The sequence below is a fragment of the Streptomyces catenulae genome, from assembly GCF_000718015.1.
In the GTDB taxonomy this organism is placed as follows: Bacteria; Actinomycetota; Actinomycetes; order Streptomycetales; family Streptomycetaceae; genus Streptomyces; species Streptomyces catenulae.
The window spans coordinates 78,214-92,563 of the sequence record NZ_JODY01000005.1 but is presented as its reverse complement, the minus strand read 5'-3'; the positions used below and the strand labels follow the sequence as shown (position 1 = coordinate 92,563).

Sequence of the window (14,350 nt, the reverse complement as noted above, 5' to 3'; positions counted from 1 at the left end):
GGAATCCGTCTTTCTCTGTTCGCGCCCCGGCCCGTTCGCGGCTCGCGGCCTCCGGCGTCAACTCTGCGGCGTCGTCGGCCGCCGTACGCGAGTCGATTTTCGGACCAACTCCCTTGTGCCGTACGACAGTTCGTCGCTCAGGGCGGGTGAAGAAGCGGATTAGGGTAAGGCTTCTCATTTCTCTGAGCCGAAGGGGTTGGCGTCGTGGGGGACAGCCGACTGGGCCTGGTGATGGTCCACGGAATCATGTCCGGTCCGCAGGTGTGGGAGCCGTTGCGCAGGTTGATCACCGCGGATCGGGATCTCGGTTTCGTCGAGCCGCTGGCTTTCGAATATGCCACCGGATTGCTGCCGCTCCATCCGTTGCGGGTATTTCCGTCGCTCGACACCGTGGCCGACAGTCTGAAGGAATTTCTGGCCACCGAAGCCGGTGCATTCGACCACCTGGTATTGCTCACCCACAGTCAGGGAGGGCTGGTCGCCCAGCGTTATCTGGCCCGGATGCTCCAGGACGGCAGAGGCACGGAACTGGCGCGGATCCAGCGGCTGGTGATGATCGCCTGCCCGAGCAACGGTTCCGAGTTGCTGCTGTCGCTGCGTCGGCGGGCGCTGGGCCGCCGCCATCCGCAGGAGAAGGATCTGCGTCCGCTCAGCGATCAGGTCGGCGCGACGCTGCGGACGGTTCTCAACGATGTCGTGAAAGCCGCCGAGGTCACCGATCGGACCTGTCCCATCCCGGTGACGGTGTACGCCGGCGAGAGCGACGGGGTGGTGTCCCGCGCCTCGGCGCAGTCGGTCTTCCCCGACAGCTCCGCGCTGCCGGGCGACCACTCCAGCATCCTGAAGGCCGATTCCCCCCGGCACCGGACCTTCACCGCGGTGCGCCGCCTCCTCCTCGCCACGCCGCACGCCCCGTCCGGCTCCGACCCCGGGGCGCCGCGCCCGGTCCCGCCGCCGTGGACTCCCCCGGACCTGCCGCCGTCCGGCGGGGCGGCGCCCGACCGGAAGCGGCGGCGCCGGACGGTCACGGTCGCCGCGGTCGCCGCGGTGGCGGTCGCCGTGCCGGTCCTGCTCTTCGCCCCTCTGCCATGGAAGAGCACCGCCCACACCTCCGGCGCCGTCGCGCCCAGCGGTCTCAGCTCACCCGACCCCGTCGACCCGCCGGACGACCGGACGCCCGCCGCCGAGCGGACCGGGGCGAGCGCCCCGGACGCGAAGCCGGAGAAGTACGGCCTCACCCCGCCCCAGAGGTTCCCGGCCACGACCGCGTTCTGGCTGGTCGACCTCAACCAGGACGGCAAGGCGGATTACGTGACGGTCCGCAAGGACCAGACGTTCGCGTTCTGGTGGAACGGCGGACTCCGGGGCAAGGATCTGCGGTACGGCGAGAAGGGGCGCAATTCGTACGCCCCGGATCCCGGAGCGGACGGGGACGCCCTGCGGTTCGGTGACATCGACGGTGACACCTGGCCGGACTGTCTGGTGATCGACCGGACCGGCGGGGTGAGCGTCCGCACCTGGGTGGTCAAGGACGCTCCCGACGGCGCGAAGATGTGCATGAAGCGGAGCGACGCCGTCGCCGACGTCTTCACGGAAGGATCCACCGGAGACACGCTGGACATCGAGAAGACCACGAAGGTCCAGTTCGCCGATCTCAACGGGGACAAGAAGGCCGACTACCTGCTGGTGGACGAGGACGGCACGGTCCGGGTCTGGTGGAACCGCGGCTTCCGGACCGAGGACGGACGGACGTTCCTGGACTGGTCGCCGCCCCAGCAGATCGGCTGGCCGCTCCGGAGCCCGCACCCGTTGACCTTCGCCGACATCAACGGGGACGGCTACGCCGACCAGATCCTCATCACTCCCGGGGGCGGGGCGCGTGCCTGGCTCAACCGGGGCTACAAGGCGGGGCAACGCCCCTTCGACATGGGCCGGTTCATGAAGGACACCGGCGCCCCTGGGGAGCGGATCCAGTTCGTCGACATCAACGGGGACCACAAGGCCGATCTGGTGTACGTCGACAAGAAGGGCGGCGTCCATGTCGAGCTGAACACGGCGCAGGAGAAGGACTTCGCCACGTACCACGCCTGAGCGCGCGCACCGCCCGCGCCTCCGCGAGGCCGCCGCATAACCGCGCCCTATACCTGGTATTGGCAGATCGCCCGTTGTTCACGTGCCGTTCGCCGGGTGAGGGTGGCGGGGACGATCCCACCGGCTGCGAAGGAGCAGGGAATGGCTGTGGCACCGGGAGACACACGGTTCGAGGTGGCGGGGCATCTGACGGGGAACCACATCGGCGGGCGGTGGGTCGCGGCGCAGTCGGGACAGCGCCGCGCCGATGTGAACCCGGCCGACTTCTCCGACGTCCTGGGAGAGTTCGCGGAATCGGGCGGCGCCGATGTGGACCTCGCCGTCGAGGAGGCCCGGCGGGCGCTCGGCCACTGGAGCGGCATCGGTCCGGTCGAGCGCGCGGCCTTCCTGACGAGGGCGCTGCACCTCCTGGAGGAGCGTACGCAGGAGCTGGCCCGGGCGATCACACGCGAGCAGGGCAAGCTGCTGAAGGAGGCGGTCGGCGAGGTCCGGCGCGCCCGGGCGGTGCTGGAGTTCACGGCGGGGCAGGCGCGGCTGCTCGGTGGGGTCACCGCCCCGGCGGAGGAGCCGCGGACCTTCGCGTACACCTTCCGGCGGCCGATCGGCGTGGTCGGGCTGATCTCGCCGTGGAACTTCCCGCTGGCGATCCCGATGTGGAAGGTCGCCCCGGCGCTGCTCGCCGGGTGCACCGCGGTGCTGAAGCCGTCCCCGCTGACGCCGCTCACCTCGGCGTTGCTGGTGGACGTCTTCCAGCAGGCCGGGCTGCCGGACGGGGTGCTCAACCTCGTACAGGGCGATGCGGCGGCCGGTGAGGCGCTGGTCGCCAACCCGGCGGTGGCGGGCATCAGTTTCACCGGTTCGCTGCCGATCGGCACCGCGATCCACACCGGCGGGGCGCACCGGCTGCTCCGTACCCAGCTCGAACTGGGCGGTAAGAACGCGGTCGTCGTGTGTGACGACGCCGACCTCGACAAGGCGGTGGACGCGGTCGTGCACGGCGCGTTCGGCCAGGCCGGACAGCGGTGTTCGGCGACCAGCCGGGCGGTGGTGGACGTCCGGGTGCGGGAGGAGTTCCTGGCGCGGCTCGTCGCCCGGGTCGGGCGGCTGCGGGTCGGTCCCGGCTTCGACCCGGCGTCCGAGCTGTGCCCGGTCGTGGACACCGTCCGCCGGGACGCGGCGCTCGCGGCGATCGCGGGGGCGCAGCGCGACGGCGGGAAGGTGGTGTGCGGCGGTGGCCGGGCGGAGCGGGCGGATCTGCCGGACGGCTGCTATGTGCAGCCGACCGTGATCCGGGATGTGCCGTGGGATGCGGAGCTGGCGCAGGAGGAGGTGTTCGGGCCGGTGCTCGCGGTGGTGGACGCCGAGGACTTCGACGATGCGCTGCGGATCGCCAACTCGGTGAAATACGGGATGTCCGGGACCGTGTTCACCGCCTCGCAGAGCCGGGCGTTCGAGGCGATGGACCGCTTCGAGGCCGGGATGCTGCACGTCAACCGGCCGGGGGTGGGCGCGTACGCGCATCTGCCGCACGTCGGCGACAAGGCCAGCCAGTACGGCCCGCCGGAGTGCTCGCCGGAGGTCTTCGACTTCTACACGGCGTGGCACTCGGCCTGTATCGCGTACTGATCCCGCGCCGAAGGGCCGGTGCCTCCCGGGAGGTACCGGCCCTTCGGCGCGGGCGGGGCGGTCAGCGGGTGGCGAGGACCTCTTCGGCCAGGCCGAAGGAGAGCGTCATCCCGGCGCCGCCGACGCCGTTGACGACGGTGACACCGGGCTCGGGGTCGACGACCAGTTCGGTACGGCCGTCGCGCAGCGAGGGGTAGAAGCCGACCCAGCGTTCGGTGACCTCCGCCTCCGGCGGCAGCGCGGCGAAGGTGTCCAGGTACTCCAGGACGGCGTCGTCCACCGCACCGTCCGCGAACGGCCCGAGGGTGGGCCCGTAGACATGCGAGTCGCCGAGGGTGAGGCGTCCGTCGGCGGTCTGCGAGACGAGGACGTGGATGCCGTTCGTCCGGTGGAACGGCCGTTCCGTGCCCATCCGTTCGGCCAGTGCGGTCCGCGAGGGGCAGCCGTCGAAGGCCGCGTAGTGGAGCAGGGTGAGGCCGCCGCAGAGCATCGGGCCGAGCGCGCGGCCGTCGGCGAGCGGGGCGGTGCGCATCATCTGGAGCTTGCAGCGGGTCAGACCGCTGGCGGCGAAGACCTCCGGGTAGAGCGAGGCGAAGTCGTTGCCGGAACAGACGAAGACCTGGTCGCAGTCCCAGTCGCCCGCGGTGGTGGCGACGGTCGGCATCGCGATGTCGCGGACATGGGTGCCGAAGCGGAATTCGACGCCGTACTCGGCCGCCAGGTACTCGGCGACGGCGGGGATGGCGCGGCGTGGGTCGACGTTGACCTCGGTGGGGCTCCACATCGCGGCGTGCAGCCCGTCCCGGCGGACGAAGCCGGAGCGGTCGGCGGCCTCGTCGGCGGTGAGCAGCCGGGCACCCTGCTCCCGGGCCGCGTCGCTGAGCTGGAGGAACTCCTCCAGGACGGCGACCTCGTCGGGGTGGCGGGCCAGATGCAGCGAGCCGGTCCCGGCGGCCCACAGGCCACTCTTCGCGGCGATGTCCAGCCATATCTCGCGGCTGCGCAGCGCCCGCCCGTACACCGTGCCGCGCTGCTGGCCGACGGCCCAGATCATCCCGAAGTTGCGGATGGAGGCGCCGACGGCGTAGTCGTCGCGTTCGAAGACGACGACCTTGCGGCCGCGGCGGGCGGCGGCGAGGGCGTGTGCGAGACCGACGATGCCGGCGCCGACGACGGCGGTGTCCGTGTGCTGACGGTTCATGTCTGCCTGCCTTTCGGACGGAACACGTACGAACGGAGAAGGGAGATCACTGGGTGGCGGCCGTGCGCGGGCGGCGGTTCCAGTGCGGGATCATGACCGCGCCCGCCAGCGCGGCGGCGACGGAGAAGAGCAGGAACAGGGCGGAGCCGGGGAGGAAGCCGGGGAGCAGTCCGCCGAGGATCGCGCCGACCGAGCCGCAGCCGTTGACCAGGCCCGCGGCGGTGCCCGCGCCCTCCTCGGAGCCGAAGTCCACCGCGGCGACGCAGGAGATCATCGAGTCGGCGGCGTAGACGGCGAGTCCGATCACGGCGAGCAGCGCGACCATGACGCCGACGCTGTCGGTCGCGGTGAGCGGCATGAACAGCGCGAGGACGACGGTGAGCAGGGCCAGCGACAGGACGCAGGCGGGCACCCGCCGGGACTGGAAGAGCCGGTCCGACACCCAGCCCACGGCGATCGGCGCGATCACGCCCGCGGCGCCGAACGCCACCGGGATGACAGTCGCGGCGACCTTGTCGACCTGCGGCAGCCGCTGGCTGACCAGCACCGGACCCCACAGCAGAATCGCGTAACGGGCCGGTTTGAGCAGGAAGTAGGCGGCGCCGAGGGTGCGGACGGCGGGGTCGCTCAGGGTCTTGCGGTAGAGGGCGAGGCCGCCGCGCCGGGGCCGTTCGGCGGTGGCCTGCGCCCGCCGCGCCGTCTCCCCGTCCGCCGCGGGCGCGTCGCGCTGGAAGAGGACGAAGAGGACGAGGACGGCGGCGAGGGTCGCGGCGCCGCAGAAGAACGCGGCGTGCCAGCTGTCGAAGACGGAGTACGCCAGCCAGCCGAGGAACGGGGGCGCGGCCAGCCCGCCGAACGCGTAGTTGGTGGACCAGAAGCCGAGCACCCGGCCGCGGGCGGCGACCGGGAAGAACGCGCCCATGTTCTTGCAGAGCGGCGCCCACCCGGCCGACTGGGCGAGCCCCTGGACGATCATGGCGCCGCCGAAGACGAGCAGCGCGCTGGAGGCGCCCATCAGCAGCCCCGCGCCGATCGCGCCGACCATGCCGGTGAGGACGACGACGCGCGGGCCGAACCGGTCGGACCAGGCGCCCCAGACGAACTGCCCGACGGCGTAGGCCGCGAGGTAGACCGCGTCGATGACGCCGAGGACGCGTTCGGAGAGGGTGTGGGAGAGGACCGGGTCGTCCAGGATGCCGAGTTTGGCGACGGAGAACGCCTGGCGCACGAAGTAGAAGCCCGCGTAGGCGATCCAGGTGACGGCGAAGATCTGCCACCGGAGCCGGGGGCTCACCAGGTGCGGGTGGACGGTGCGCTGGGCCTGGCGGGTGGTGACGGGTGGTTCGGTGTCGGCCATGGGTACTCCCATCCTCGACGGAGCGGAAGAGGCTGAACCGGTGGGCCGTCGGGGTGGGGGCGCCCGCGGATCCGGGAACGGCACGGCCCCGGCGCGCACCTCGGCGGCGCGCCGGGGCCGGGACTGGCCCGCCCCGGTGTCACCGTGCTCACGCCGGGGCGGCTGACTGGCCTTGATCGGAAAAGAGGGGGCGGGCTCCGCTCAGCCGGTGAGCGACTCCCCCGCCGCCGCGTGGCAGCCGATCCAGTAGGCGTCGAAGTTGCGCAGCCGGTGACCGGCGGGGAGTTCGACGGGCCGGTTGACCAGGACCGGCACCCGCTGTTCGGTCAGCCCGCCGTGCGAGCGCAGCGGCTCCTTGAAGCCGGAGATGTCGTGCCGGGCGGCGGTCGTGCCGAGGACGGTGTTGCGCTCGGCGATGACGACGAGGTCGCCGATCCGGTCGCCGGGCAGCTCGAACCGGGCGCACGCCTCCTCGCGGGTGAGGACCGTGTCGACGCCGTCGAGCGCGGCGAGCCGGTGGCGCAGCGCCTCCCGGTCCGCGCCGTCCGGCAGATGCACGGTCGCGTACGAGCCGAGCGCGCCGTGGTGGACGGTGTACGGGTCGGTGATCGGCAGGACGACCCGGCTGGTGCCCGCGCCGGTCGCGGTGTCGAACCAGTCGGAGAGGAAGACGACCTGCGCCTCGCCGTCCGCGTCGGACTTGGCGTTCATGCCGTGGTCGGCGGTGACGACGAGGACCGCGCCGAGGGCGTCGAGCCGCTCGAAGTAGCGGTCCAGCATGGCGTAGAAGCGGTTGGCGACCGGGGAGCCCGGGGCGTGCTTGTGCTGGATGTAGTCGGTCAGGGACAGGTACATCAGGTCGGGCCGGTCGCGTTCGAGGACGTCGCATCCGGCGGCCATCACCAGTTCGCTCAGCTCCGCGCTGTAGACGGAGGGCAGGTCGAAGCCGGTGGACTCCAGCACCTTCTCGATGCCGTTCTCGTCCAGGGTGACCTGGTCGGCCTTCTCGGCGGAGAAGCAGATGCCGCCCTCGGCGAGTCCGCTGCCGAGCAGGCGGCGGAGCTTGTCCTTGGCGGTGATGACGGCGACCTTGGCGCCGGTCTGTGAGAACGCCGCGAAGAGGGTGGGCGCCCGCAGCAGTTCGGGCGCGTTCATCATGACTTCTTCGTCGGCGTCGGCGTCGTAGAAGTAGTTGCCGCAGATGCCGTGGACGGCGGGCGGGACGCCGGTGGCGATGGAGAGGTTGTTGGGGTTGGTGAAGGACGGCATCGTGCAGGCGCCGCGCAGATCGCTGCCGCGGGCCAGCATGCCCTCCGTGAACGGCATCAGGCCGTCCGCGATGGCGCGTTCGTGGTAGGCGTCCTCGCTGCCGTCGATGCAGACGACCACGACCGGACGGCCGGGGCGCGGATAGCCGCGGCCGTTGACGGTGAGCCGGCCGTCGGCGGAGGTCTGCCATGTGGTGCCGGCGACAGGATTCATGTACGTCCACCCCTGTGGGTCGTAGGTGCGGGAGCCGTGGGGCGCCCTCGATTCCATGGGTATCACCGGCGTTCGGGGGCGCAGAACCACGAAGTTCGTTATGGCGGCCATAGCCGGACGGGGGCGGACCGGGGTATTCCGCGGGGCTGTCCGGGCGGTCGGTACTGGGCTACGCTCGCGCTCCTATGGAGCTCAACCTGCACCGTCTCTGGATCTTCCTCAAGGTCGTGGAGCACCAGGGGTTCTCGGCCGCCGCGCACGAGCTGTACATGAGCCAGCCCTCGGTCTCCAACCAGGTGCGCCGCCTGGAGCAGTCGCTGAAGGTGACGCTGGTGGACCGCTCGGGGGCGCGGACCCGGCCGACCGCCGAGGGCGAGGTGCTCGCGGAGTACGCCAAGCGCGTCTTCCTGCTGGCCGACGAGGCGGTGGCCGCGGTGCAGCAGGTGTCGTCGCTGGAGCACGGGCGGTTGCTGGTGGGCGGTTCGACGACGGTCGGCACCTATCTGCTCCCGGCGCTGCTGGCCCGGTTCCGGGCGCGGTATCCGGGGGTGCAGTGCGATGTGTTCGTCGGCAACAACCGGGCCGTCGCCGAGCGTCTCCAGGGCGGGGACATCGGGATCGCGGTGGTGGCCGGGGGACCGGCCGCGACGGGTCCGCTGCTGGTCGAACCGGTGCTGCGGGAGCGCCTCGTCCTGGTCGCCCGCAGCGGCCACCCGCTCGCCGCGCGCGGCGGGCCGCTCGCTCCCCGGCTGCTCGCGGGCGAGTGCTTCCTGATGCGGGAGCCCGGCTCGCACACCCGGGCCGAGCAGGAACGGGTCCTGGACTCCTGGGGTCTCACGGAGTCCGTCACCCGGTCCGACGTGTGGGGACCGGAGGCGGTCAAGCAGTGCGTGGGCGCCGGGCTTGGTGTCGCGCTCATCTCCGAACACGCGGTGGTGGACGATGTGGAGCGCTCCGGCACCCTGACGATCCTGCCCGTGAGCCCCGAGCCGAGCCCCCGCCCCGTCTCGCTGGTCCGCCGCCGCGACCGGCTGCTCTCCCCCGCCGAACGCGCCTTCGTGGAGCTGCTCCGCTCCCCCGACGGCATCCGGCGGGCGCTCGGCGACGGCGTACCGGAGCTTGCCGAGCAACCGGCGGCGGGCGGGAGCGCGGCGGAGCAGCCGGTGGGCGGCTGACCTCAGCCGTCCGTGGCCGGGCCGCCCGGTGGGTGGCAGCCGTCGAGCAGTTCCAGGACCTGGCGGACGGCGGCGTCGGGGCCGTCCGCGCGGTGCACGGCGGCGATCGTGGTCTCCAGATAGGGGGACGCGCCGTGCAGGGGGCGGTGCACCACGCCGGGGATGCCCAGGGTGCGTACCTGCTCGGGGGCGAGCGCCAGGCAGAGACCGGCGGCGACATGGCTGAGCAGCCCCGGCAGGTCGTCCGCCCGGCCGACCGGCCGCGGGGTGAATCCGGCCTGGGCGCAGGCGAGCGCGATCTGTTCGGAGAGTCCGGGCAGTGCGCCCGGCTTGGGTAGCGCGAACGGTTCCCCGGCGAGTTCCGGCAGGTCGAGGCGGGGTGCGGCGGTGAGCGGATGGTCTTCGGGGAGGGCCACCACCAGCCGTTCCACGCCGATCCGCCGGACGGTCAGCTGCTCGGTGCCGGTGACGGGGAGTCGCACCAGCGCGAGGTCGAGGGTCCCGGCGCGGAGCCGGTCGATCAGCTCCACGGAGGGGTGTTGCCCCAGGTGCAGCCGGAGACCGGGGAGTGCGGCGTGGGTGCGGCGGAGCAGGCGCGGCAGGAAGTCGTAGCCGAGGCTGCTGATGAAGCCGAGGCGGAGTTCGCCCTCGTCCCCGGCGGCGATCCGGCGGGCCCGGTCCACGGCCGCCGTCTGTGCCTCCAGGAGTCGCCGGGCGTCCTCGGCGAACGCGCGCCCGGCGGGGGTGAGCCGGACCCCGCGCGGCAGCCGTTCGAAGAGGCTGACCCGGAGGCCGCGTTCCAGGCGCTGGATCGCCTGGCTGAGCGGTGGCTGCCGGATGGCGAGCCGTTCGGCGGCGCGGCCGAAGTGCTGTTCCTCGGCGAGCACGACGACCTGCTCAAGGAGGCGCTGGGTCAATTCCATAGGTCACAGCATATGGAAGGTGCCGGTAGGAAGTATTGGACGCTATGGGACGCCGAGGAATTGACTGGACGTCAACGGCCCGGCGTACGAAGCCGGTCCCGGTGGAGAGCGGAGACGTGCCATGGCAACAGGGTGGGAAGCGGACGGCGGGGTCGGCCCGCTGCACGGGGTGCGGGTGGTCGAACTGGCCGGAGTGATCATGGGCCCGTACGCGGGCCGGCAGCTCGGCGATCTCGGCGCGGACGTCATCAAGGTCGAACCGCCGGACGGTGATCTGACCCGCCACTACCCGCCGACCCGCAGCCCCGGTATGGGGGTGATGACCCTCAACCTCAACCGCAACAAGCGCAGCGTCGCTCTCGACCTCAAGGCCCCCGGTGGCCGCGAAGCGCTCCTCGCCCTCCTGGCGACCGCGGACGTCTTCCTCACCAACGTCCGCCCGCAGGCGCTGCGCCGCCTCGGCCTGACCTACGAGGACGTCGCGGCCACCGCCCCCGGGCTGGTCTACCTCAACGCCCAGGGCTTCCGCAGCGATTCCGCCCTCGGCGGCCATCCGGCCTACGACGACGTGGTCCAGGCGGCCTCCGGTCTGGTGTGGCTGAACGAGCAGGTCAGCGGCGTCCCCTACTACGTCCCCACGGTGCTCGCCGACAAGATCTGCGGGCTGGTGATCGTGCAGTCGGTGCTCGCCGCGCTCCACCACCGCGACCGCACCGGCCAGGGGCAGCACATCGAGGTGCCGATGGCCGACACCATGCTGGCCTTCACCCTCGTCGAGCACCTCGCGGCGGCGACCCTCACCCCGCCCGAAGGGCCGATCGGCTACCCGCGGGCGCTCAGCTCCCGCCGCACCGCCTCGCGCACCGCGGACGGCTGGATGTGCCTCCTCCCCTACAGCGACCGCAACTGGCGGGACTTCTTCGCCCACGTCGGCCGCCCGGAACTGGCCGACGACCCGCGCTTCGCCTCGTACGCCGCGCGCGCCCGCAACGCCGACGACCTCTACGTCCTGCTCGGCGAGTTGACGGAGCGGCACACCTCCGCGGAATGGCAGGAGTTCTGCGATGCGGCCGGGATTCCCGCCGCGCCGGTGCTGAGTCTGGAGGAGGCCGCGACCAGCGCCTACGCCGTCGAGGGCGGACTGCTCCGGGACGCCGAGCACCCCACCGAGGGCGGCTACCGCCTCATCGGCCAGCCCGTGCGCTTCGGGGCCACCCCGGCGGGGCTGCACCGGCACTGCCCGCACCTGGGCGAGCACACCGACGAGGTCCTCGCCGAGATCGGCCACCGGCCGACCGCCTGAGCGCCGCCCCCTCTCCCCCACCTACGGAACGGATCGAGGTCCCGTGAACGAGCAACCCTCCCCGGACGCCCACGGCACATCCGACGAGCAGGAGCCGCTGCGTATCGAGCGCCGACCGAACGGCGTCGCGGTGCTCACCTTCGACAACCCCGCCAAACGCAACCCGATGAGCGCCCGGCTGACCGCACGGTGGCAGGACGCCATGCGGTCCCTGCGCCGGGACGACGCGCTGCGCGCCGTCGTGGTCACCGGCACCGGCCCCGCCTTCTGCTCCGGCGCCGACCTGGCGGAACTCGCCGACCGGCACGGCCGGGGCCTCACCGACGCCCGGGAGCGGCTGGCGGACTTCTACCGGACCTGGCTGGCCGTCCGCGACCTGCCCGTCCCCACCGTCGCGGCGGTCAACGGCCATGCGGTGGGCGCCGGGCTGGCCCTGGCCCTCGCCTGCGATCTGCGGTACGCCGCCGCCGACGCGAGGCTCGGCGCACCGTTCGTCCGCCTCGGTCTGCACCCGGGCATGGCGACCACCGCGCTGCTCGCCGAGGCCGTCGGCCCGGCGCGGACCCGGGAGTTGCTGCTGACCGGGCGGCTGATCAGCGGCGCCCGGGCCGCCGCCCTCGGCATGGTGCACGAGGCGCTCCCCGCCGCTCAGGTGCTCCACGCCGCGCTGGAGGTGGCCGACGAGATCGCCGCGGCGGCCCCGCTGGCGGTCCGGCTGACCAGGAGCGGTCTGGCCCAGGGGCAGCCCACCGTCGAACAGGCGCTGGCCTGGGAGGGCCTCGCCCAGGCCGTGACGACCACCACCGGCGACTTCCGCGAGGGCGTCCGGGCCCGCCAGGAGCGCCGCCGCCCGCGTTTCACGGGCGCCTGACCACCACAGTTCTCTCCAAGGAGCACCCATGTCCTTCTCCGCCCTCGATTTCAGGGCCGTCCATCTCCCGCCGAGCGTCGGCCAGTTGCGTCAGGAGGTCCGCGCCTTCCTCGCCGCGGAGCGCGCCGCCGGTACCGTCCTCGGGCGGCCCGATTCCTGGCTGACCGGCTGGGATCCGGAGTTCAGCCGCCGTCTGGCCCAGCGCGGCTGGGTCGGGATGACGCTGCCGCGGGCGTACGGCGGTGGCGGGCGCAGCACCCTCGAACGCCATGTCGTCCTGGAGGAGTTGCTGGCCGCCGGTGCGCCGGTCTCGGCGCACTGGGTCGCCGACCGGCAGGCCGGGCCGACGATCCTGCGCCACGGCACCGAGGCGCAGCGGAACCGCTTCCTGCCACGGATCGCCGCCGGTACCTGTTTCTTCTCGATCGGGATGAGCGAGAAGGAGAGCGGTTCGGATCTGGCCTCGGTCCGGACGCGGGCGGAGCGGACCGCCGACGGCTGGCGGTTGACCGGCACCAAGATGTGGACGGGCGGTGCGCACGTCAACGACCATGCGATCGTGCTCGCCCGGACCGAGGATGCGGCGGACCGTCATGCCGGGCTGAGCCAGTTCCTCGTCGATCTGCGCGATCCGCGGGTCCACGTCGAGCCGATCCGGCTGCTCAGCGGCGAGCACACCTTCAACTCCTGCCGTCTGGACGGTGTCGAACTCGCCGACGACGCGCTGCTCGGGCGCCCCGGCGAGGGCTGGCAGCAGGTCACCGGCGAACTGGCCCTGGAGCGCGGCGGGCCCGAACGGTTCCTGTCCACGCTGCCGCTGCTGACCGCCCTGGTGGCGGAGGTGCGGCGGGCCGGTGGGGGCGGCCCCGAGCAGGAGGCCCGGGTGGGCCGTCTCACCGCGCGTCTGGCGTCGCTGCGGCAGCTGTCGTTGGGGGTGGCCGCGGCGTCGGCGGCCGGTCGCCCGGCCGATGTGCAGGCGGCGCTGGTGAAGGATCTCGGGACCCGCTTCGAGGGCGACCTCGTCAACGAGGTCCGCGAGATCCTGCCGACCGCCGCCCGCTCCGACGCCACCCCCGGCAGCTTCCCCGAGCTGCTGGCCACCGCGATTCTGCACGCGCCGGGCTACACGCTGCGCGGTGGCACCAACGAGATTCTGCGCGGCATCATCACCCGAGGTCTGGAGCTGTCCCGATGAGCACCGATTCCCCCACCACCGATTTCCCCGCCGCGGACGCCGCCGCCCTGCCGCCGCTCGACACGGCCCCGGCCACCCTGGTGGCCCTGGCGCGGGACGCCGGGTACCGCGGCGCCCCGGGGCCGCTGGCCGAGACGCTGCTCGTCGCCCGCCCGCTGCTGGCCGCGGCGGGGCTCGCCGTGCCGGACGGTCCGCTGACGGTGGCGAGCGGTCCGCTGGAGGTGCGGTTCGCCCATGTGGACACCGGCAGCCGGGTCGGGCCGCGGGGGGCGGCGGGCACCGATGACGCCCTGCGGGTCAGTGGCACGCTGCGCCGGGTGCCGTGGGCCCGGTCCGCCGACGCCGCGGCCGTACTGACCGAGGGGCCGCACGGCGGGCCGGTGCTCCTCGTCCTCGAAGCCGCCGAGTGGCGGCAGACGCCGGGTGCGAATCTGGCGGGCGAGCCCCGCGACGCTCTCGTGCTGCTCGATGTGGCCGTCCCCGCGGAGCGGGTCCGCCGCGTTCCGGCCGGGCTGGTCCGGGAGGCCGCCTGGCGCTCGGGGCTGGCGCGGGCCGCCCTGATCGCCGGAGCGGCCCGCCGCTGTGTCGAGTTGACGGTCGCGCACACCGCCTCCCGTCGGCAGTTCGGCCGTCCGCTGAGCGGTTTCCAGGCCGTCAAGCAGGAGGAGGCGAAGCTCGTCGAGGAGGCGGCCCTGGTCGCTGCGTCCGTCGAGGCGGCCGCGTCCGCGCTGGCCACGCCGGAGTCCGCGGAGTTCCCGGCGTGGATCGCCGCCGCGCAGGCCACCGCCTCGGTCGCCGAGATCACCCGCATCGCCCACCAACTGCACGGCGCGATCGGCTTCACCGAACTCAGCCCGCTCCACCTGGCCACCACCCGCATGTGGTCCTGGCGCGACGAGGACGGCGGCGAACGGTCCTGGCAGCAGCGGATCGGCCGGTACGTGCTCGACGGCGACGGCGACCGGCTCTGGCCCTCGGTGACCGGCGGCTGACCTGCGCTGACCGGCGTCGCCGCCGGACGGACCGCGGGCCTTCGCGTACCGGCCCCGGTCACCCGCCGATCACGGGCGCCCCACCGCCGCCCGTGATCGGCTACGTCGGCTTCTGGCCGTCGCCGCCGGATGAG

The 14,350-nt window shown here is 73.0% G+C and carries 11 protein-coding genes; 7 read left to right on the top strand and 4 right to left on the bottom strand.

What is annotated here, in order from left to right:
• Window positions 1–204 precede the first annotated feature (204 nt).
• Window positions 205–2,091 (top strand): FG-GAP-like repeat-containing protein, encoded by a 1,887-nt coding sequence (locus tag IF23_RS35350; protein ID WP_281179957.1) that lies wholly within the window; start codon window positions 205–207, stop codon window positions 2,089–2,091.
• A 141-nt stretch (window positions 2,092–2,232) separates the two neighbouring features.
• Window positions 2,233–3,717, top strand: a complete 1,485-nt coding sequence (locus IF23_RS0107500; RefSeq protein WP_051739373.1) for an aldehyde dehydrogenase family protein — start codon at window positions 2,233–2,235, stop codon at window positions 3,715–3,717.
• Between the two features lie 61 nt (window positions 3,718–3,778).
• On the opposite strand, the gene IF23_RS0107495 is transcribed toward IF23_RS0107500, so the two are convergent.
• The 3 genes from IF23_RS0107495 to phnA all read right to left on the bottom strand — a co-directional run bounded on the left by IF23_RS0107495 (window position 3,779) and on the right by phnA (window position 7,757).
• Window positions 3,779–4,918, bottom strand: coding sequence for a TIGR03364 family FAD-dependent oxidoreductase (locus tag IF23_RS0107495; protein ID WP_030281109.1), 1,140 nt, complete (start codon window positions 4,916–4,918; stop codon window positions 3,779–3,781).
• Window positions 4,919–4,964: 46 nt separating this feature from the next.
• Window positions 4,965–6,275 carry an MFS transporter gene (locus IF23_RS0107490; RefSeq protein WP_078653842.1) on the bottom strand — a complete coding sequence of 437 codons (1,311 nt, stop codon included), beginning with the start codon at window positions 6,273–6,275 and terminating at the stop codon, window positions 4,965–4,967.
• A gap of 201 nt (window positions 6,276–6,476) precedes the next feature.
• Window positions 6,477–7,757, bottom strand: a complete 1,281-nt coding sequence (phnA, locus tag IF23_RS0107485) for a phosphonoacetate hydrolase (protein ID WP_051739371.1) — start codon at window positions 7,755–7,757, stop codon at window positions 6,477–6,479.
• Window positions 7,758–7,942: 185 nt separating this feature from the next.
• Here phnA and IF23_RS0107480 point away from each other — a divergent pair, with 185 nt between their 5' ends.
• Window positions 7,943–8,932: a LysR substrate-binding domain-containing protein gene (locus IF23_RS0107480; RefSeq protein WP_078653841.1), complete on the top strand. Its 990-nt coding sequence runs from the start codon at window positions 7,943–7,945 to the stop codon at window positions 8,930–8,932.
• A gap of 2 nt (window positions 8,933–8,934) precedes the next feature.
• On the opposite strand, the gene IF23_RS0107475 is transcribed toward IF23_RS0107480, so the two are convergent.
• A complete protein-coding gene (locus IF23_RS0107475) occupies window positions 8,935–9,855 on the bottom strand; it encodes a LysR family transcriptional regulator (RefSeq protein ID WP_030281103.1) in 921 nt (306 codons plus the stop codon).
• A 121-nt stretch (window positions 9,856–9,976) separates the two neighbouring features.
• On the opposite strand from IF23_RS0107475, the gene IF23_RS0107470 reads away from it, so the two are divergent.
• The 4 genes from IF23_RS0107470 to IF23_RS0107455 are packed head-to-tail and all read left to right on the top strand — an operon-like array spanning window position 9,977 to window position 14,216.
• Window positions 9,977–11,158: a CaiB/BaiF CoA transferase family protein gene (locus IF23_RS0107470; RefSeq protein WP_030281101.1), complete on the top strand. Its 1,182-nt coding sequence runs from the start codon at window positions 9,977–9,979 to the stop codon at window positions 11,156–11,158.
• Between the two features lie 43 nt (window positions 11,159–11,201).
• Complete coding sequence (locus IF23_RS0107465; protein ID WP_051739369.1) at window positions 11,202–12,029, top strand: enoyl-CoA hydratase/isomerase family protein; 828 nt, start codon at window positions 11,202–11,204, stop codon at window positions 12,027–12,029.
• A 28-nt stretch (window positions 12,030–12,057) separates the two neighbouring features.
• Window positions 12,058–13,224 (top strand): acyl-CoA dehydrogenase family protein, encoded by a 1,167-nt coding sequence (locus IF23_RS0107460; protein ID WP_030281098.1) that lies wholly within the window; start codon window positions 12,058–12,060, stop codon window positions 13,222–13,224.
• Window positions 13,221–14,216, top strand: a complete 996-nt coding sequence (locus IF23_RS0107455) for an acyl-CoA dehydrogenase family protein (protein WP_051739366.1) — start codon at window positions 13,221–13,223, stop codon at window positions 14,214–14,216. The genes IF23_RS0107460 and IF23_RS0107455 overlap by 4 nt, the downstream gene beginning before the upstream one ends.
• Window positions 14,217–14,350 lie beyond the last annotated feature (134 nt).